The following is a 20204-nucleotide window of genomic DNA, read 5'->3' on the forward strand; positions in this document are numbered from 1 at the left end:
ATTATTCTTGTATTATAAATGATGCTGGTCTAGATCTTGCTTTATTCCCAAATTCGTCGATTACCCATACAACCCAGAAGTACTCCCCGGGTGTTAAAATTTTCGGTACCACAAATAATATTTCATTAGAAGATATATTATTTACTTCCCAAACTAACTCGGGATCAACTGTATTTGTGAATATACTAAGGCTATAAGTAAAAGAATACCCCGGTGTAAATCTTCGCCAATTAAGCGTAAGTGAATCAGACACTATTTCATTATTAGCGGGAGTTATAGTTTCAACCGATTCTTTTATTATTCTTTTTACCGTTAAATTAGCTATGCTAAAGGTTTTTCCATTAGCGTCTTTAGCAATAATATCAAATACTTTTCCAATAACATCATCTACCGAAATTATATTCATTTGGGCCGGAGTAAAAGTGTTATGAAAAACTGTTACTGACACATTACTTAAATTACCAATAAATCCGAGGTCATCATTTTTAATAAATACTGAGTCTATATCATTTTCGTCATCTATAATTTGAGCATCTACAATTAAACGGTAAACTTGTACTGCAGGGAACCTGTTTTCCACACTACTGGTAATATTTCCATTTATCAACTTAGGAGTTGAATTAAGCTGCTGTAATACTGTGACACTCTTTCTTGAAGCCCAATTTATAAAGATAGAATCCCTGCTGTAACCTTCTTTTTCAAAATATAAGAATCCATCTAGTGGTCGAAGATCTTCAATTGAAAAATTCCCGCTTGAATTTGTTTCGACAACTATATTAGCGTTTGGCCAGTAAACGGTTACAGCGTTAATAGGTTGATTCGGAACCTTTACTGTTCTCACTGTGCCAGTTATACTTGTGAATGAGTTATTGGGATTTTCAGGGTCCAATGGATTTTCTCTGGGTGCCTCGCATCCGAATACAAACAACAATATCGCAGCTATATTTATATATTTAATCATCATATCGCTCAAGCCAAATCTATTTCTCCGATTGAATAAAGTACAGCCTTTCCGGAAATATTTATCCTGTCACCTAAATCTTCACAAAATAATTCTCCACCACGTTTTGAAAGTTGCTTTGCTTGAAGCTTCCTCTTGTTCAATTTTTTTGACCAATATGGTGTCAAAGCTGTATGTGCTGAACCTGTAACTGGGTCTTCGGGAATACCGGCATGAGGAGCAAAGTACCTTGAAACAAAATCACAATTTTCTCCTTTTGCTGTAATGATCAATCCGTCGGAATCTAATTTTTTAATCTCGTCAAAGTTGGGTACTGCATTAAGTACTTCATTCTCACTATTTAACAGAAACAGTGTTTTGCTGCTCAATAAAACTTCTTTTGGTTCAACATCCAAGCATTTAAGATGTAGATCACTTGTAAAAATTTTTTTAGGGGGTCTTGCTGGGAAATTTAATGTAATAAATTCATCCTCTCTGAAGACCGTTAAATTTCCGCTTAATGATTCAAAGACTATTTGATTGATTTCTTTCTCGATAAAATTAAATATAACATATGCTGATGCTAATGTAGCGTGACCGCATAGATCAACTTCAATCGTCGGTGTAAACCATCTAATATGATATTGATTGTCTTTCTTAACAAAAAAAGCTGTTTCCGATAAATTATTCTCTGCTGCAATGTTTTTTAGTATTTTATCGTCCAACCAATTATTTAAAGGACAAACAGCTGCCGGATTTCCCTTAAACAAAATATTAGTAAATGCATCAACTTGATAAAGATCTAATCTCATTTTCAATTACCCTTAGCAAAAAATAATTCTAAAAATCGCCAGCTTCGCTTTGCCCATGCGTTTTCATTATGCTTCGCATCATAATCTTTGAACCAAATATAATCCTTGTTTTCTATAAACCCTTTTTGCCTAAGATTTAAAAGCATTTCATCAATACCGGTTTGAAGACTATCTTCCAAACCTACGCTGCCATTATCTACATATAAAAGCAAATTTTTCTTCTCACCTTTATATTCAAAAACATTATCAACATAATCATAATTGCGTATCTTAAATGCCGGTGAAAGACAAGCAGCTTTAGAAAACACATCCGGTCTTTCCCATGCAATCATAAAAGAAATTAACCCCCCCATTGATGACCCAGCAACCGCTGTATTCTGTCGATCACTTTTAGTCCTATATTTATGATCAATCAACGGCTTAACATCATCAATCAAAAAGTTAATGTATGCATATCCTGTATCGTTTTCGCTGTATTCTTTCCTCCTATTGGAAGTATTATATAAACCCACTATAATAATTGGTTCTATAATTCCTCGTCGGATTAAACTATCCGCAGTTTCATCGATCTGCCAATCGATACCAAGAAATGAAGTTGACGGATCAATAATGTTTTGTCCGTCATGCATATAGAGAACCGGATATCGTTTCTCAACATTTTCATAATAGTCCGGTGGAAGCCAAATAATTATATCCCGCGGAAGAAGTTCATCTTTAGTTTTGATGTTAGTGATATATTCAACAGTTCCGGTTATTTGCCCAAAAGAAATGTCTTCTTCCGGCTTTCTCCATCTATTAATGATATAAGTAACAGATGTATCGTTACTTACATACAGCTTTTTATTTGCAGGAACTAATCCATTTTCAGCTACTTCTTCTGTTGACCAACTTCCTTTTGTGAATTTAAATTCTATTTCTTCATGCACAGGGAAAAAAATTGTTTTAGAAAATTTGTTTTCCTCAACTTTATCCAATTGAATTGCATCTGGTTGCCAATTTCCTAATTCAGATGAGTTTCCGACTATAAAAACATTTTCTTCATAATTTAAATTCTTCGTCATCACAACAAATTCAACTGCAACCTTATTTGTCTGTGCGAATAATATAAAAGTCAGAATCAAAAATATGAGAAGCACAACTAAGTTTTTCACTGGCTATTTCCTTTAAACAAAGAATACAAAATATAATTAAATTTGTGTTGTTAATAAATTTATTGATTTGTGAATTTCATCAAATTCTCAATATTTGGGTATATTATAACAATCATTTATTCTATATTTACAATCTTATAAGAACATTAAAATGAACTCTCTAATGACACGAAAACAGCTGACTTTACTATTATTCTTATCTGCTTTAACTGTCTGTTATGCGCAGCGCAACGATGAGAAAACATTATTACAAAATGGCTTTATAGAAAGCCGAAGTTTTGATGCTAATACAATTTTACTGGATAAAATTACCAATAGAGGTGATTTTAACTCTGCATCATGGAGTTCTCTGAACTACGGAACTTTACCGGCTAAACGCGTGCTGTTCGATGCCGGATTTTGGGTAAGTGGATTTTACAAAGGTGAAATTCGTTCGGCTGTTAAATATTATTCGGCTAACTACTCTCCTGGCCCAATTATTAATGGTAGGCCTGCTATGGATGAGTCTCCAAGTGATTCATTAAGATATAGAGTTTATAAGGTATTTAAAGGAAACGATCCGCAAAATCCGGATTTACTAGAGTGGCCATCTGATTTGGGAGCTCCAACCAATGAACAGGGAGCACCTCTTATCTTCGGGGATCAAATACTTTGGTCAGTTTATAATATGTTCGATTCTAATTCTGTCAATCCTAATTTTGTTACGACTAAGCAAAAAGGAATACTACCAATAGAAGTGCAGCAGAAAATTTATGGGAGAGAGGGTAACAAAAAGGATTTTGAAAATATTTTCCATAATTTATTTTTTATTGAATGGACTATAATCAATAAAGGCTCATCTTCAATAGATTCTGCTTTTATTGGATTATGGGCTGACATTGATTTTTATGATATTAACTCTAACATCCCGGCAGTAGATGTGAATCGGCAAACTGGTTATTTGTGGAGTGGTATAGATTTTACACCTTCCTTAGGTGGGGTTCCACCTTCGGTTGGTCTCACACTTTTATATGGCCCAGTTAAATCACACCCTGATTCAACAGCAATTTTTAAGGGGAGGGAAATTTCGGGGAAATATAATCTCGGTTTAAGTTCTTTTAAAGGAATTGGTGACGATACAAATCTCGATCCGCTCTACGGTCCTCCAAGAAATGAAAATCAAGTTTATTCTTCCGCTAATGGTTTTTCAAACGGCGGCGGTATAATCATTGACCCAACAACAACAAGATCAACAAAATTTCCATTTAGCGGTGATCCCATTAATGAGACGGGATGGTTATTTCCCTCTGACAAAGTAGGAAATGGATCGGGGATTATTTTGTTCACCGGATCTTTTAATTTAGCGCCAAGTGATACTCAATGGGTTATGGCCGCTTTTGTTCCAGGCTTGGGAGTTGACAAAAAAGAAAGTATAATTAAAATGCGTGAAAAGATTGATATACTGCATTCTCAACCTTATGATTCTTTGGCTTTTGGTGATACACCAATTATAATAACTTCTTTAGATGAAAATTTAGAAGAAATATCTAAAACATTTACCCTTAGCCAAAATTATCCAAATCCGTTTAATCCCAGTACTACTATAGAATTTAATGTTCCGTTAAATACAACAAGAAATGTGAAGCTATCCATATATAACATTCTTGGACAAGAAATAAAAACTTTGCTCAATAAACCAATGAGCCCAGGTCATCATTCGATTACATTTGATGCGTCGGATTTATCAACCGGAGTTTATGTTTATAAATTATCTTCCGGATCAACAATAATTTCCAAGAAGATGATTTTGATAAAATAATTTGTCAACATGTTTCATTCTAAATAATCATTACAAAACTAAATTTTAATTTTTCAGTAACCGCTTTTTTTAGTGCGTTTGATTATTCTATAGTCCCCTCAAAGGAGCAATAATGATTTTTTCGAGAAGATCTTTTATAAAAAACACCTCAATTTTAACTGCGGGAATTTTGCTGCCAACAAATAGGTTATTAAATGCTCTTCAAAATGAACCCGGGAATATGAAAATATTACGCGGAAATGTTGGATTATATACTGAAAGAGGAGGAACTATTGGATGGCAAATTTCAGACGATGCTATTGTTGTTGTTGATTCACAATTCCCTGATACAGCAAGAAATTTTATGTCAATGGTAATTGACAAAACCAAAAGGAAGATTGATTTTGTGATTAATACTCATCATCATGCGGATCACACATCAGGTAATTACATGCTTAATAAAATCACAGATAAAATTATTGCACATGAAAATGCGGTTAAGCTGCAAAAACAATTTTACGGAAAAGGTGATACAAAAGAATCGCAGGTGTACGCTAATATAACATTTAGTAAAGAATGGTCTACAACTATTGGAAATCAAACCATAACAGCATCATATTTTAAACCTGCTCATACGAGCGGTGATATTTATGTGTTTTTTGAAAACGAAAATATCGTTCATCTTGGAGATTTAGTTTTCAATCGGGTTTACCCCTATATAGACAGACCCGGCGGCAGCAACATCTCTGGGTGGATTGAATATTTAGATAAAATTTCTCAACAATTTGATGGCGATACGATTTTCATTTTTGGTCATGGTTCTTCTGTAACCGGTAAAGTTGATGACATAATTTATATGAGAAATTATTTGACAGCACTATTAGATACTGTAAAGAAAGAGATTCTTTTGGGCAAAAGCCAAGAAGAGATTGAAAGTTTAAAGGTAATTCCGGGATTTGAGAATCATGATGGTACACGAATTAAAAACAACTTAACTGCTGCATATGAAGAATTGACTATCTAATCAATTTTCTTTCATAAATAATTGAGACAAAATTTCCTCATTTTGAACAACTTGCTCAAATGGACTTTCGATAAATTCAACATTCGGATGAAGTGAACGAAATCTTAATTTCATTTTCTTTGTTGATCGTGAATTCACAACATATATCTTAACGTCATCTTCCAAGTTTTTTTGGAATAATGCTTTAATATGAACATCCGCATCGGAAAGTGAATAACCGAAGAACACTATTTTTTTTGTCGAACGAATTTCTCTTGCCGCTTCACTTAGCAATTGTGAAATAACCGGGTGATTAAGTGTTTTTATATTTGACGGAGGCATTATAAGAGTTTGGAAATCAGTGCCGTCAAGTGGACAATTATACTCGTACTCCCTTCTTTCCGGATATGTATAACCAAGAAATTTTCCTTGCTGCAAATCAATTTTCTTATCCCATGGCGTTAGTAATGTTTGATTACAGCAATTACAGTATTTCCAATTAAGACTTCCGTGAATTTTAAGAATTTTGGTCGGAACTGGATTCAAGTCTTTGTCAATCGATATTGGTTCGCGAGGATTAACCCATTGAGTAAATTTAGTTTTACTACTACTGTATTCATTATAATTCATAAGATGAATTGAGTAATCGATATAACCAAATTTTTCAAACAAGAATCTGTAACCCTGTTCAAGCAGTGTATCATAATTCAAAGTAATGATTGAAATATTGGAGTTATATTTTTCCACTGCTTCCCAAAATAAATGATAATATGTGCTTGATTTATCTGACTTAAAATCTACGACATAATGAATTAATTTAATTAATGCCTCTTTGACTGCTATTAAGGTAGAATAAGGATACTCTGAACTTAAGCTTTCATTTTGCTGAATGAAGTAATCCAAAAATCCAAAGACAGCTTCAAGTCTCGGATATTGATCTTTTTCCTTACCGTATTTGTAGTTATGATTGATAAAATCTGCGACAAGTTTTCCGAGGTAAGAATTTTTTACTTCGGCAATTTCTCCCGAAAGAATTAATGGTAAGATATCTCTTTGAAGCGGAACACCATCCGGATGAGAAGCCCCGGCTCCCAATACAAAAACAACATCGCGTGTGTTCGAATAGCGTAAATAAATTTCTTTCTTGCCCATAGCAACCAATAAATAACTGAAACGAATAATTTAATATAAATTGTGATAACTGCAAGAAATCTTTTACGCCGCTCTGTTACCTTTGTCATCAAATGGTTTTAAAGGTTGGAGTCCATGAGCCAATCTAGCTTGATCACATCTTTCGTTTGGAATTCCATCTTGATAAGAAAAAGGGAATTCTCTGCAGACGGTCGACCTTACTTCATATATTGAACAACTTACGCAGTTTCCTATTTCACCTTGCAGCGCGATGCAACGAGGATTATTCGAGTTGGTTCCTTTCATAACACGCCTGTGTGAATTCAGATTTTCTGTAAGTTCTACGGGAACTTGTCCATATCCATCTGAGCATTCACTCCAATGGAACGAAGCTCTAAAATAAGCACAACATGCACCGCAGGTTATACATGGATTATAATCGAACATAAACTTTTCTTTCCTTAACCGTAAATGAATTGTCAAGTATTTTAGAATTTAGCGCGCTATTTATACGATTTTTTTTTCATATGTGGAAATAAAATCGGATGAGATTAAGCAGAATATATAAGTCATAAGTGGGAAAATTTGACATTTTGTCCAAGATGTTTTATTATCTCAAAACGATCACGTTAATCAACAAGGAGGAGTACAATGAGAATAAGTAGTAAATTATTAAAGCGATTGGTCATCGTGTTAATTTTTGCTTTATTTTGGGGATGTTCTAGTGATGACGATTCCGGACCAACAGAACCCGAAGACGACAATGATAATCCGCCAACAATAGAATTTGACCCAATTCAAATACCACAAACAATGCAAAACGCCGCAAATTCAGGAGATCCCGGAGCTGCGCAAGCTGTTGCATATATCCAAATGGCAAATATGCTTCCTTATTACACACAACTATTAACACCGCCTGATAATGCAAGTAAAAGTTCTACTACATCGGCATTAAATAACGAATGGACATGGACTCACGAGGGAGCAACATTTACATTGACTTCGGAAGAAACCGAAACAACTTATGAAATGACCCTCACCGTTGATGGTACGATTGAAGGTCATACTTACAATAATCAAGTATTTCTAACGGCTTCCGCTTCAAAATTGAATGACAGCGGTGAACTAACTTTCTATGATCCTGATTCGGGTTCACCATTGTTAAATTTTGAGTGGGATATTGCACAAGACGGAACTACTCATATGCTGCTCACAACTCATCAAGCTTCACCGTCTATTACCGTAGAACTCTATTACTATGCTGATGGTTCCGGATCACTTGATGTAAATGCACCGGGTGAAGGAAGATGGAGTATTTCCTGGAATGCTGATGGTTCAGGGAGTTGGACACAATACGATGATGGCGGAGGTGTAATTGACCAAGGTAGTTGGGGTTAATTGTAACATTTTCATATTTAAAACAAAAAACCCCGGAAACAATTTCCGGGGTTTTTTTATACTGTTATTTTAGTTTTTCATTATCTTTTTTGATTCTTCAAATGCTTCCTTTATGTTTTCATAACTTTTTTTTATTTCGTTATTCAATAAATCCCAGGCGTCTTTACCGCTGGATTGTAATTCCTCTAATTTATTCCGAAACTCATCTTTCTTTTGTTTTAGTTCATCCAGCTTTTGTTTTAGATCTGATTTTAACTCGGTATTCGCTTCAACAGTTCTATTTTCAAGCACGACAAGATCATCATCCCATTTTTTCATTTGGGCAGCCACTTCATCAATAAATTCTTTTCTATCAGTCATAACAAACCTCGTTTTATTAAACATGATATAATAACTATACAAGTCCGATACGGTTTTGTTCCTTTGATGTTTAATAAAGAATCGATGTAATAAGAAGTTTTTAATCTCTATGAACTGTGTCCGGTGAAAAGGCGGGTAAGCAAACTGCAATATATTCTGTTTCTTTGTTCGGCGTGCTGTATTGAATCCATTCACTTTTTTTCGTAAGGATAGCTTCACCGGCTTTAACTATTATTACTTTTTCGTCTTCTGTTTTTACATGCAGTTCACCGGTTAATACAAGTGTGTATTCATCAAACTCCGGGCGTTGACCAGGCTCAATCCAACCGGCTGGACTTTTCATTCTTGCAATACTTACATCACTTGTGTTAGAATTAACTCTTCCAAAATATTCTTTTATAATTTTTGGTTTGTTGCCGGCGGCTTCTATTATAGTCGGCTCATTAATTTTTATTGGCATTTTCTACTTTTTCCATGACAATGTTTGAAACAATATCACCGCTTATGCGAGCACCGATTACTTTATTTAAAAGTGTATCAACTACGAAGGTGTACATGCTACTATTAATTTCAAATATTATTTTGGCATCGGATCTTATTGCAACAGTCCGTGAGATCATATCAGCATCAATATTTTTTTGAGGATTCGCTCCCCAAGCATATATAAATGAAACTTCGTTCGAGCTAATCTTTGTAATTATTAATCTACTTGGTTGAACTTCATTCCACTTACCAACCCAAACACCCGAAAATAATTTTAGATTATTCGGCAAATTCTCTTTTGGTTTTTCAATTTTATAATCGATTGACACAATAGTTTTTTCAAGAATTTGATTTCGTTTTTGTTCGGCTTCTTTAGCAGGATCAATTTCTTCGTTGCAACCGGTTAACAATCCAAACAAGAATAGAAAACAATAAAAGTAATATTTACTTCTAAACAAACTTATCTCCGCCACTTTGGTTTCATGAATTGATTATTGCTATATGCAATTTTAACAAAATATATGCCTAGTGTAAAAAGAATAATTACGGAAATAATCGATAACTCCGCCCCCCAATCTCCTCCGGTAATCCAAACCGGACCTTCGATAACGGGTGTTATTAAACTTGGTTGTGTATGACCTGAATTTTGAATTCCGTAAATACCGGCTTGAAAAAAATTCCAACTCCAATGGAATCCCATAACAAACCAAATTCTTCTTGTAATCATGTAAGCCGTTCCGAAAAAAATACTGAAAGAAAGAATTAAAGCCATAGTCGTATAAATGGTTGCATTAGGATTTCCCGCGTGGGCAAAACCAAAAAGAATTCCTTGAACTGCAATTGCCGTCCAACTTCCGAACAGTTCTTCACTTAACTTAAATATGATTACTCTAAAAAGAAGCTCTTCAATAAAACCGACTTTCAACTGATCAAAAAACATGAAGAGCACATTGCCGAATGAATTGAATTCTTCTACTGAATAGTAGCCCGGAATAGATATCAACAACACGAAAAATGTCATAATCAAAAAAGCAATTAATGCACCGAATCCGATCTCGGGCAAGAATTTAAAAAATGAAATTTCATGTGCTTTCCGGTTTTCTGTAGCGGAAGTATAAATTCTATATGTAATCATCATTGCGGCAATAAGAAGAACATCGAAAAAATATCCCGAATAAACTGCCGTGGTGAAATCTACTGATTTAATTACAACACCGCGGACGGTTTCAATAATTAAGAAACTTGGCGCTAATAGAATAAGAATGATCACCATACGTGTAATCGGAAACTGAAAAAATTTTTCTATACGTGATTGCGGATCAACATTTGATAAGAGATCGGAATATTTATTGAAGTAATAATTCATAAATGATAGTTAGCGAGTATCAATTATAATCCATTTGCCGTTTTCATATTTGCCGCGACCGGCTCTCGGTAAAAATAATTCAAAGACACTTTCATTATACTTAATTGTTTCGGCAATCATGCATGCAAAGAAAGTAGCATGCGCAACCAGCAATGTGTTTGTCTGATCAAAATAATATTCAGCAACATGATCAATTCTTGCTTTCACATCATAATAGCTTTCACCGTTAGGAAATCTTTTTGATTTATCTCCCTTAAACCAGTTTGCTAAAATAGATTCAAACAGACTTATATTTTCCTTATCATCTTGCGGAAGTCCTTCAAGATCACCCATTATAACTTCATGCAATTTATTATCGATAGATATTGATAATCCAATATGATTTGAAATTATCTCTGCGGTTTGAATTGCTCTTGTTGATGGACTTGAAATTATTTTATCAATTTCTAATTGCGAATAGTAATCAAGATAAGATTCAATCTGTTTTCTACCATCTGCGGTTAATTGAGGATCTACTTTCAAACATGAATAAATTCTCTGTGCATTAGCTTCGCTTTCACCATGGCGTTGGATGTACATCTATTCTCTCAATCTATTACAAAAAATAATTTTCGAATGTACTATATAAAAATGGGTTCCGCAAATTTTGATATTTGCCTTGGTTAAATGATTCTCCTCGATTGAGATTTCATCCGTAAATTGCTAACTTATTTTTTACAACAAAGGCATATATATAAGCAGATAGATTGTTTTACCGTAATAAAAATCAGAATCCTTAATTACTTAGGAGGGAAAATGCCTTTCACGATTGAACAATTTCTCGATACGATGGAACTGTACAACAAGTCCATTTGGCCTCTACAAATTGCATTTAATACACTCGCGCTTATAATGATTTTTTTTCTATTTAAGAATTCAACAACCGGTAATAAGTTTATTAGCGCAAGTTTGGGATTCTTCTGGCTTTGGATGGGAATTGTCTATCACTTAGTATTTTTTACTCAGATTAATAACGCTGCTTATGGCTTTGGAATAATTTTCATTATTCAGGGTTTACTGTTCTTGTACTTTGGTCTTATTAAAGTAGATCTTCAATTTTCTTTAAGGAAAGATTGGCTCGGTATACTAAGTGGAATTTTTATTTTATACGCACTTTTAATTTATCCCATTCTGGGTCATTATTTCGGACACACATTTCCGCGCAATCCAACTTTCGGTCTGCCTTGTCCTACTACAATTTTCACATTCGGATTATTGCTCTTTACAATTAAAAGAGTTCCGTGGTATTTAATTATCATTCCGTTTATTTGGTCGTTAATTGGAACGAGTGCCGCGATTAATTTAACTATTTACGAAGATTTTGGTTTGGGGATAATTGGCGTTATTGGATTCGTTGTGCTATTGTTAACAAATAAAACACGGGAAGCGATCGAGATTAAATAACTCATTCACAAAGGGGGATGAAGAATAAAGAGTATAAAAAATGGAACGCGGACGACGAAGAAAACACCGATAAACACTGATTTTTATCTGCGGGTATTCATAGTTTCGGCGCAATCTGTGTTCTATTAATGCTTAAGTTGACAGAACTGGCCGAAAGGGAACGATATAATAATCCTTACTCCCCAACTCCCTCCATAATTGTGTCGGGTACTTCAAGGTTTGTCATCTCATCGGTGACTTCAAATTCGAAATCGGGATATTCATAAATCGGCATGCGTGGTTCTGTTTCCCCGATTGAATAACCGAACAATCCGGAATATTCCGTGACATCTTCACCGATTTCTTCAAGCTGTTTCAAATATTCGCTTATCGATTTACATTCTATTACAACAATCTCTTCCATCTTTTCAAGAATCGGACTGTGTGTTCTTGTTGCATCATGATCGAATGAAAGTATTCTTCTTCCGTAACGTGTTATTCCGATTGTGCGATAAGTTAAACTCTTGCCAACACCGGGTAAGTTCAACACATTTCTATCGGTTGCAAGAAACGGAATATTTGCATCACGTTTTACTGCTTTAATATTTTCAACCATTTGCTCCGGATTCTCGGGAAGAGTTTTTATCTCATCAAGATTATCCTGTGGTATTTCACCGATAACTTTTTCCTCGCAGCTTTCCTGTACCGCGCGAGAGTTAGGTGCGAAGTTGTAATAATTTTCCATGTAACCTTTTACCGAAAAAGTATAATACGGAAGAACGCCCACTTCATTAAGAACTTGTCGAAGTTTTAAATTATGTCCGCGCCGTGAAGCAGCCGCAGTATATACATGTTGATTAGTTACAATCCATCCCGATTCTATAAACTTTCGAATTGCTTCTTTTGCTTCGGGAGTTACTTCCATCGGTGCTTCAAAATGTGTTTGAATAACAAATTGCTTAACCCCAATTTCACTCGCATTATCTTTGAATTCTTTTAGAATTGCGGCAAGATTATCGGTAACACGCATCGGTAAATAAACAGGCAGACGCGTTCCTAATCTTACTCTAACTAGTTCGGCAAATTTTTCATTATCGGGACGAGCTTCGTTTGCTTCTTTTTTATTTTTCGCCATTTCATAAACCGCATTTAAAATTTGCTTAAGCGATTTATCACTGCTCATTAATGCATCACCGCCTGTGATTAAAATATCTCTAAGCTGTGAATCTTCTTCAAAATATTTCATCAGTCGTTGAAGTTTTTCGGGCCAAGTTTCTTCGGGTTTTAGTTTGTTGAGATTAAAATTTAGATAACCATTTTGGAAGTCATACATTCTTTGACATGATGCACAAAGTCCACCGCAAGCCCTTCCCATTGTATCGGGAATTAATATAGCAACTTCGGGATAACGGCGATGAACATTATGATGTGAAGGTAAAATCCATCCGGCAACATTCGGTTTGCCCGGTTCAACTTTATCTTCTTTTTCCCATGCATTTATATAGCCGAATTCATCAACGAGCTGTTTGCTGTAAACAACATAATGTCGAATTGCTAGATCAGCACCGATTGCAAAGTAAGGTACTCGAACATGAAGAAGTGACAAGTAATATGGATTAACAAAGAAAGGAATTCCTTGTTTCTCCGCATCGTATAAAATTTTCATTGTGTCGGGATCGAGAGAGAAGCCAAGCATCTCGTTTAACAAGTCGGCACTTCTTACCGCAAATCTTAAATGAAACGTACTTTCTTTCCACCATTCCAAAACTATGTTGAATTTCTCTGCGCGTGTTTGATTGTTCTCGAATTTATATTTTGAATCGTTGATTTCACCTTCGTCAATTTTATCGATGATAATATTTATTATTCTATCGCGGTTTTCTTTACGAAGTTCAACAATACGCGGATCGAGACCGGAAGGATATCTGTCCATCCATTCAAACAATTCTTCTTTTGAAATTTGTCTTCGTTCATCTTTACCGGTTAATTGCCTGAATAGATGAAGCATATCCTCAAAGAAATCGGGTTTGGCGCCCCCGGTACCTTTATTAACTCCAAGCCAAATTAATTTAATCGGATTACTTACCGCAAGCTGTCCGCGCAAGTTTAAATCGATAAATTTTCTTCCGGCATTATCGATGTAATCCAAAATTCTGATTGCGGCGATACTGCTCCATTTCAAGTCCTTAAATGAATAACCGCTTGACGGACCTTTTTCATAATACTCAAGTGCTTTGGGATGATCTCTTAAATAAGTTATTACCCATTCCTTAATTCCGATTAATGCTTCGGTCTCGTTCTTTGCAGCGAACATTATTTCTTCAAGTTTGGGATTTTCTTTTAGAAGTTTTTTTAACAACCTGTGTGACTTAACAGAAATAGCAATTTTGTCGAGGTCTTCGTGGTAAGGCATGATTTCCTCTTGTATTTATTTTACAAATGATTTTTGGTGAGCGTTTTTTCAATATACGAAAATTTGAGTGGAGATGATAAAAAGTGTGTTTTATAAATAACCTAATCTTTGCCGAGTAATAATTTCTTGTAAATAATTAAATTGCACTTTCAAATAATTTTATAATACCGACAATAATAAAAAATACTCCGCCGATAATTAAACGTGTTGTAGTTATAAATCTTGGGAAAGCTGAGCCGTCTCGTTCGGCTATTTTTTCGTAACTCTCTGTAATAAGTTTATTAAATAGTATTAAAACTACGCCAAGTATAATTGGTATGTATGAGGTAAGTATTAAACTCGATTGGTTCATTAAAATTTGATTATCGTTAATAGTCAGAAATCAAAATATTTCTATTTCTCATTACAATCAAGTTTAAAGGAAACAACAGCTTAATAATCTAATTTCATCGTTAAATTGGATGTCGAATCGATAAATAGAAAAGTATATAAAATTAATCACTTGTATCATTAAAATATTTTTACTTTTTTGATAGACACATTTTAAAAAAGAAAACAGCTTTCTTCTTTACGAAATTCATCGCTTCGAAAAGTTAATCCTTTCGACTTCGTAATTTTAGCTGCCGGAGAATATGAGTATATCAATAAAAGAAGTAACAACGGATAAAGATTTAAAACGCTTTGTAGATTTTCAATACAAGTTATATAAGAACGATAAGTATTGGGTGCCGCCACTTAAGAAGGAAGAGCTTTTTTCTCTACGATTTGATAAAAATCCCGCCTTTGATTTTTGCGAAACAAAATATTGGCTTGCGTACAAAAACGACGAACTTGTAGGAAGAATTGCCGGAATCATTAATCACAAGTTCAATGAAAAGTTCAACAAAAAAATTATGCGTTTCGGGTGGATTGATTTTATCGACGATGAAGAAGTTTGTTCTTCACTTTTAACCGCTATTGAAAATTGGGCTAAAGAAAAAGGAATGCATGAAGTCCATGGTCCGCTTGGCTTTACGGATATGGACGGCGAAGGAACACTAATTGAAGGTTTCGAAGAAGTAAGTACACTCGGTGCGATTTATAATTATCCATATTATCCCAAGTTGATAGAAAGAAAAGGTTATACAAAAGATATTGATTGGATTGAATACCAAGTTAAAATGACTTCCGAACCTGTACCGGAAAAGATCAGTCGAATCAGCGACATTGCATTAAAAAGAAACAAACTCCGCGTGCTTCGTGTGAACAAGCCAAAAGAACTTTTGCCTTACGCTAGAGAAATGTTTTATTTGATTAATTCTTCTTACAAAGATCTTTACGGTTTTGTTGAACTTTCCGACAAGCAAATTGACATGTATGTAAAACAGTATTTCGGTTTTATTAAACCGGAATACTTGCCTGTAGTTCTGAATGAAAAAAATGAAATGGTTGCATTCGGAATTACGATGCCATCACTTTCAAAAGCATTTCAAAAAGCAAAGGGAAAACTCTTTCCATTTGGTTTTATTTATATTCTTAAAGCGATGAAAAACAATCCGGGGTTGGATTTGTACTTAACCGCTGTTCGTCCCGATATGCAGGATAAAGGTGTGAACGCAATTTTAATGAATGAAATAAACAAGCTGATCATTAAAAATAATATTCGAATTGTAGAAACAAATAGAGAACTTGAAGACAACTCCAAAGTTCAAGCACAATGGAGATTCTTCGAACATCGTCAGCATAAAAGAAGACGATGTTATAAAAAGAATATCTTATGATTTGATTAATTGATCATCAAAAACAAATCTGTTTCACTCGCCAATATCTTCATTCCACAATTCAGGATTTTCCTTTATGAATTTTTCCATTAAGGAAATACAATCAGGATCGTTTACAACTTCAACGTCAACACCGCATGAACGGACATAGTCTTCCGGTCCTTTAAAAGTTTTATTCTCACCAACCACTATCTTTGGAATTTTGTATAACAATGCTGTGCCGCTGCACATATCGCATGGTGATAATGTTGAATATAAAACGGCTCTTTGATAATCTTTTGCTTTTAATCTTCCGGCGTTTTCAAAACAATCCATTTCCGCATGAAGGATTGCACTTCCCTTTTGAACTCTTTGATTGTGTCCCCTACCGACTATTTTTCCATCAATTACCAAAACCGAACCGATCGGAATACCGCCTTCTTCATAACCTTTCTTTGCCTCATTTAGAGCTTCTTGCAAAAATTTGTCCTTCATCTTTTACCTCAGAATTGTTTCGAATAATTATAAAATTTCCTTTTCTGAAATTACACAACAGAAAACCCATTTTCTTTCTCAAAAATAACATTTAGAATCAAATCAGTTTCCCTTTCTAAAGAGAAACTTAATTTTTATATTGATTGCAATTAACAATAACTTATTTGGAAATGTGAAAACACTTATCCCAAAATCCGAAGCAAGGAAACTTGTAGTACAAAGACGAACTGAATTAACTTCGGTTGATATCTCACAAAAAACAGAAAGAATAATTCAGCGTCTTTCTACATTAGATGAATTCGTTCATGCTCAAACAGTTCATTGCTATATTGCCAGCAGACCGGGCGAAGTTGATACAAAAAAATTAATCAACTACATGGAAGGCTGGGGTAAAGTTATTGTTATCCCTAAACTCAACAAGAGAACCAAGACATTCAACCGGTTTAATTTTATGGGTTGGGAATATTTGGTAAAGAACAACGAAGGTTATCTTGAACCTCACGTCGGAATTGATGAAGATATGAGTGATATCGATTTAGTAATTGTTCCTGCACTTGCAATTTCGGTTTCGGGTCAACGTGTTGGTTACGGAGGCGGTTATTATGATAAACTTCTCAAGAAAACATTTGCACCAAAAATTGTTCTCGCATATGAATTTCAAATATTCGATTATATTGAATCTCATTTTCATGATGCTCGTGTGGATAAAATTGTAACTGAAATCAGAACAATCAACACTAGAGAAAGTTCTAGAAAATTTGATTCTTAATTCTCATCTTATTCTTTAATGAATGAACAAGAAAAGAAAATAGAAAACGAAGAAAATGATAATCAATATTCCGATCAACAATTAATCCCTTCACAAAAAAGACTTTATCGCTCACCATATAACTTTGTGCTTCTCGGTATCTCCGGTGGTATCGCTGAGTATATGAACATCCATCCTCTTTTAGTGAGATTCATTTTTATTTTAACCGCCATTCTTGGTGGTTGGGGAATTATTGCTTATATCATTTGTGCATTTTTAATTCCCAAACATCCAACACAAAAAGGTAAGAGTAGTTTTCAGAATGTAAGTTCAACAAAATTACTTGGATTTATCTTTATAGGTATCGGCGTTTATTTCTGGCTTCCGGCAATCGGAATTTTTCGTTTAATTGAATCAATAGATTTAAAACAGAATATTCTCGTTGCTTTGATTTTGGTTTTTCTAGGAATATTCGTCTTGGTAAAGGGAAAACACATTCCTAAAAAAGAACCAGAACAAAAAGAAAAAAATTTTGTCAGATCAATTAATAAAAGAAGATTGTTGGGTGTGTGTTCAGGTTTGGCAAGTTATCTAAAAGTCGATGTAACATTGATCAGAATAATTTGCATGTTGCTAACATTTTTTACATTAGGATTAGTTTTATTGTTCTATTTATTTATTGGTTATTTTATCCCAAGAGAAGAAACCGAGGTATTAGCTAATGAATAATTATTTAGCAATTGGTTCAACTTTATTTTTTGCGGGAATTTTTATCTTCTTGAACTTTGTCGGTTTGACAAACACATCTTTCTTAAAAGGTTTTGCATTCCTATTTATGTTTTATGGGTTAATAACAATAATCACTTTATTTAAATCCGGTAATAGAGGCAAACTGTTTTTTGCTACTGTGTTTTTAAATATTGGAATAATATTGTATGTAATAGAAAATTATGAGATTCTGAATTACTACAATATAATTTTACCGAGTATATTATTTGTAATAGGTGCCGGTTTATTTGTAGTGTATTTAGAAAATCTATCTGAATTCCCGATTCTTGTTTCTGCGTTATTTTTTATGGTACTTTCATTGATAGCAATACTAATGTTTGACAACAGAATTGTTCAATTCGCCCATCGAGTTACACTTATCATATTCGATTACTGGCCTCTGTTTATGATTTTGTTTGGATTGGTTTTAATTCTTTACAAACCAAAAAACTCAACGTCTAGCGGGAGTAGTGGCAGAAGCATTAACACTTCCGAATAATACTGCAGGACCTTGCGGTAATTCCGATCCGGTCAAAGGTTCTATAGTAACTCTTACAAGTTCAACTTGATTTTTCGGTAAATACGGAATGTCTTTAATAGGGATATATTTCTGCGCCCGGCTTGGCACATAACTTCCGACTGAGTATGATCTTCCGTCGCTGATTAACCAAATTTGAAATGCTTGATCTGTGCCCAATGTCGGCATTTCTGATAATTCAAGTAAACCTTCGCGATGAGTAAAAGAAAGCATCAATTTACCGTAGCCGCTTGTGTTGTTATCCACGGGAGATAATTGAATAATTTGAATGTCTTTATAATTCATAAATTCAATCAATTCGTCAAATCTGTTAACAAGATCTCTTGTTGATTGAACTTCTTGTTGAAGTGAGTTTATTCTGCTTTCAAGAGCTGCAAATTGTGAATCATAATCTTTTGAAGAAAATTGAAATATGATTATAGTTCCAAGCAAAATTAAGAAACTTAGACCAAGTGCAATCCATAATGCTTTAATTTTACCGGAAGAATTATCGGTTTCAATATCTTTAAGAGATCTTGGTGGTAATTCATAAACTGATGTAGGAGGAGGTGGATTAACTCTTTTTGCACTCTCATAAAATTCCGTACCTCTTGTCGGCGGTGATAACGGTTGTGGAGGCGGTACTTCATCAAAGCTGGTTTGTCTAGTTTCATCATTGGTGGTTGATAAATTAAGTTCATCTTCATCTTCAGGCTCTAAACTTCTAACAACAGTTTTTGCACTTGTCTTTGTACTTTGTTTTGTAACACGAATCTTTTCTTTTATCTCATCTTGAAGACTTATTAACTTTTTAGCAACCTTGTCTTTAATAGCGGGATTAGGTTTTTCTAATTCTAAAATCACCGGCAGTAATGAAATTACATTTTGGAGTTCACCTAGTTCACCTACCGGAAGCTCACCGCCTTCGTACATATATTCTCGGAAGGTTTTAAAATTCTTCTTATCCATACACCCGGCGGCATACGCACTAATCATTTCATGTATTGCGTTAGCTGCCATTATGTCTGTCCCTGTAATAAATTATCGCGCAAACTGTGCATGGCTGTTAGAATTTTTGTTCGAACCGTTTCTACCGGTATATTTAGTTTATCCGCAATTTCATCCAAAGTATAACCATCATAATAAGCAAGATGAATAACATACTTTTGAGCGTCGGTTAACCTAGCCAAAGCTTTTTCAACTTTATCTTTTACTTTAAAAGCTGTTTTTGCGTCGAGCGTATCTATATCGCGAGCTAAGTAAGGAATAATATAAAGACTTTCGAATTCGTCATCGTAAAAATCTAATGTTGAAGATGAATCACGGCTTCGTCTTAAAGATTCCACTGCACGGTTTCTAGCTAGAGAAACAATCCATGTGTAAACATTGCCGGTTTCAAAATCGAATTTTTCAATGTTCTTCCATATGATTGCAAAAATTTCAACTAGAATGGTTTCGGCGGTAAGTTCGTCGGGAGCAATTTTTTTTATCAGCGTATAAAGCAAATCGCAATAACGTTCGTATAATTCTTCTAAAGCGCGAGAATCATACTTGGCAATTCTCTGCATTAACTCTAAATCTGTCAGCTCTGCGTATTTAGTCAAAGATGCGCCGTTAATTGATTGGAGAACAGTTCAAAAGTAAGACTAAGTCATTAAAAAAGCAATAGTTACATCAGTTA

The 20204-nt window shown here is 34.4% G+C and carries 23 protein-coding genes; 8 read left to right on the forward strand and 15 right to left on the reverse strand.

From position 1 onward, the window contains the following. Nucleotide 1: 1 nt before the first annotated feature. Genes QY331_15245 through QY331_15255 form a run of 3 tightly spaced genes read right to left on the reverse strand, consistent with a single transcriptional unit; the run spans nucleotide 2 to nucleotide 2903 of the window. Complete coding sequence (locus QY331_15245) at nucleotides 2-961, reverse strand: hypothetical protein (GenBank protein ID WKZ69316.1); 960 nt, start codon at nucleotides 959-961, stop codon at nucleotides 2-4. An 8-nt stretch (nucleotides 962-969) separates the two neighbouring features. Continuing rightward, nucleotides 970-1752, reverse strand: a complete 783-nt coding sequence (locus QY331_15250; GenBank protein ID WKZ69317.1) for a PhzF family phenazine biosynthesis protein — start codon at nucleotides 1750-1752, stop codon at nucleotides 970-972. Nucleotides 1753-1754: 2 nt separating this feature from the next. Next, a complete protein-coding gene (locus tag QY331_15255; GenBank protein ID WKZ69318.1) occupies nucleotides 1755-2903 on the reverse strand; it encodes an alpha/beta hydrolase-fold protein in 1149 nt (382 codons plus the stop codon). A gap of 163 nt (nucleotides 2904-3066) precedes the next feature. Between QY331_15255 and QY331_15260 the strand changes: the two genes are divergently transcribed. Both QY331_15260 and QY331_15265 read left to right on the forward strand, forming a co-directional pair. Beyond that, a complete protein-coding gene (locus tag QY331_15260; GenBank protein ID WKZ69319.1) occupies nucleotides 3067-4701 on the forward strand; it encodes a T9SS type A sorting domain-containing protein in 1635 nt (544 codons plus the stop codon). 112 nt (nucleotides 4702-4813) lie between these two features. After that, entirely contained in the window at nucleotides 4814-5704 is an 891-nt protein-coding gene (locus tag QY331_15265) for an MBL fold metallo-hydrolase (GenBank protein ID WKZ69320.1), read from the forward strand. Here QY331_15265 and QY331_15270 read toward each other — a convergent pair whose 3' ends face one another. Both QY331_15270 and QY331_15275 read right to left on the reverse strand, forming a co-directional pair. Continuing rightward, the gene (locus QY331_15270) at nucleotides 5705-6835 is read right to left on the reverse strand and encodes an SIR2 family protein (GenBank protein WKZ69321.1); all 1131 of its coding nucleotides are present in this window, start codon (nucleotides 6833-6835) and stop codon (nucleotides 5705-5707) included. It lies immediately after the preceding gene. Between the two features lie 63 nt (nucleotides 6836-6898). Continuing rightward, the gene (locus QY331_15275) at nucleotides 6899-7261 is read right to left on the reverse strand and encodes a YkgJ family cysteine cluster protein (GenBank protein WKZ69322.1); all 363 of its coding nucleotides are present in this window, start codon (nucleotides 7259-7261) and stop codon (nucleotides 6899-6901) included. A 204-nt stretch (nucleotides 7262-7465) separates the two neighbouring features. On the opposite strand from QY331_15275, the gene QY331_15280 reads away from it, so the two are divergent. After that, a complete protein-coding gene (locus QY331_15280; GenBank protein ID WKZ69323.1) occupies nucleotides 7466-8212 on the forward strand; it encodes a hypothetical protein in 747 nt (248 codons plus the stop codon). A 69-nt stretch (nucleotides 8213-8281) separates the two neighbouring features. On the opposite strand, the gene QY331_15285 is transcribed toward QY331_15280, so the two are convergent. From QY331_15285 to QY331_15305, 5 genes are all read right to left on the reverse strand, one after another. After that, the gene (locus QY331_15285; GenBank protein WKZ69324.1) at nucleotides 8282-8572 is read right to left on the reverse strand and encodes a hypothetical protein; all 291 of its coding nucleotides are present in this window, start codon (nucleotides 8570-8572) and stop codon (nucleotides 8282-8284) included. Between the two features lie 100 nt (nucleotides 8573-8672). Next, a complete protein-coding gene (locus QY331_15290; protein WKZ69325.1) occupies nucleotides 8673-9032 on the reverse strand; it encodes a cupin in 360 nt (119 codons plus the stop codon). Continuing rightward, a complete protein-coding gene (locus QY331_15295) occupies nucleotides 9016-9513 on the reverse strand; it encodes a hypothetical protein (protein WKZ69326.1) in 498 nt (165 codons plus the stop codon). The genes QY331_15290 and QY331_15295 overlap by 17 nt, the downstream gene beginning before the upstream one ends. A 2-nt stretch (nucleotides 9514-9515) precedes the next feature. Continuing rightward, on the reverse strand, nucleotides 9516-10421 hold the full coding sequence (locus tag QY331_15300) for a type II CAAX endopeptidase family protein (GenBank protein WKZ69327.1): 906 nt from the start codon (nucleotides 10419-10421) through the stop codon (nucleotides 9516-9518). Nucleotides 10422-10430: 9 nt separating this feature from the next. Further along, complete coding sequence (locus QY331_15305; GenBank protein ID WKZ69328.1) at nucleotides 10431-11000, reverse strand: histidine phosphatase family protein; 570 nt, start codon at nucleotides 10998-11000, stop codon at nucleotides 10431-10433. Between the two features lie 216 nt (nucleotides 11001-11216). Between QY331_15305 and QY331_15310 the strand changes: the two genes are divergently transcribed. Then, entirely contained in the window at nucleotides 11217-11864 is a 648-nt protein-coding gene (locus tag QY331_15310; protein WKZ69329.1) for a DUF6064 family protein, read from the forward strand. 175 nt (nucleotides 11865-12039) lie between these two features. On the opposite strand, the gene QY331_15315 is transcribed toward QY331_15310, so the two are convergent. Next, nucleotides 12040-14256, reverse strand: coding sequence for a hypothetical protein (locus QY331_15315; protein ID WKZ69330.1), 2217 nt, complete (start codon nucleotides 14254-14256; stop codon nucleotides 12040-12042). A gap of 136 nt (nucleotides 14257-14392) precedes the next feature. Continuing rightward, nucleotides 14393-14608 carry a hypothetical protein gene (locus QY331_15320; GenBank protein ID WKZ69331.1) on the reverse strand — a complete coding sequence of 72 codons (216 nt, stop codon included), beginning with the start codon at nucleotides 14606-14608 and terminating at the stop codon, nucleotides 14393-14395. 280 nt (nucleotides 14609-14888) lie between these two features. On the opposite strand from QY331_15320, the gene QY331_15325 reads away from it, so the two are divergent. Continuing rightward, on the forward strand, nucleotides 14889-16016 hold the full coding sequence (locus QY331_15325) for a hypothetical protein (GenBank protein WKZ69332.1): 1128 nt from the start codon (nucleotides 14889-14891) through the stop codon (nucleotides 16014-16016). 33 nt (nucleotides 16017-16049) lie between these two features. Here the strand turns inward: QY331_15325 and QY331_15330 are convergent, their stop codons facing one another. After that, nucleotides 16050-16490: a nucleoside deaminase gene (locus QY331_15330; protein ID WKZ69333.1), complete on the reverse strand. Its 441-nt coding sequence runs from the start codon at nucleotides 16488-16490 to the stop codon at nucleotides 16050-16052. A gap of 172 nt (nucleotides 16491-16662) precedes the next feature. Between QY331_15330 and QY331_15335 the strand changes: the two genes are divergently transcribed. From QY331_15335 to QY331_15345, 3 genes are read left to right on the forward strand one after another with little or no spacing between them, the layout of a single operon-like run. After that, nucleotides 16663-17259 (forward strand): 5-formyltetrahydrofolate cyclo-ligase, encoded by a 597-nt coding sequence (locus tag QY331_15335; GenBank protein WKZ69334.1) that lies wholly within the window; start codon nucleotides 16663-16665, stop codon nucleotides 17257-17259. An 18-nt stretch (nucleotides 17260-17277) separates the two neighbouring features. Then, nucleotides 17278-17967, forward strand: a complete 690-nt coding sequence (locus tag QY331_15340; GenBank protein WKZ69335.1) for a PspC domain-containing protein — start codon at nucleotides 17278-17280, stop codon at nucleotides 17965-17967. After that, nucleotides 17960-18505, forward strand: a complete 546-nt coding sequence (locus tag QY331_15345; protein ID WKZ69336.1) for a hypothetical protein — start codon at nucleotides 17960-17962, stop codon at nucleotides 18503-18505. The genes QY331_15340 and QY331_15345 overlap by 8 nt, the downstream gene beginning before the upstream one ends. Here the strand turns inward: QY331_15345 and QY331_15350 are convergent. Continuing rightward, the gene (locus QY331_15350; GenBank protein WKZ69337.1) at nucleotides 18458-19543 is read right to left on the reverse strand and encodes an anti-sigma factor; all 1086 of its coding nucleotides are present in this window, start codon (nucleotides 19541-19543) and stop codon (nucleotides 18458-18460) included. The two genes, QY331_15345 and QY331_15350, sit on opposite strands and share 48 nt — an antisense overlap. Beyond that, a complete protein-coding gene (locus tag QY331_15355) occupies nucleotides 19543-20127 on the reverse strand; it encodes a sigma-70 family RNA polymerase sigma factor (protein ID WKZ69338.1) in 585 nt (194 codons plus the stop codon). The genes QY331_15350 and QY331_15355 overlap by 1 nt, the downstream gene beginning before the upstream one ends. Nucleotides 20128-20204: the final 77 nt, after the last annotated feature.

The sequence above is a fragment of the Melioribacteraceae bacterium genome (genome assembly GCA_030584085.1).
Classification (GTDB): Bacteria; Bacteroidota; Ignavibacteria; order Ignavibacteriales; family Melioribacteraceae; genus SURF-28.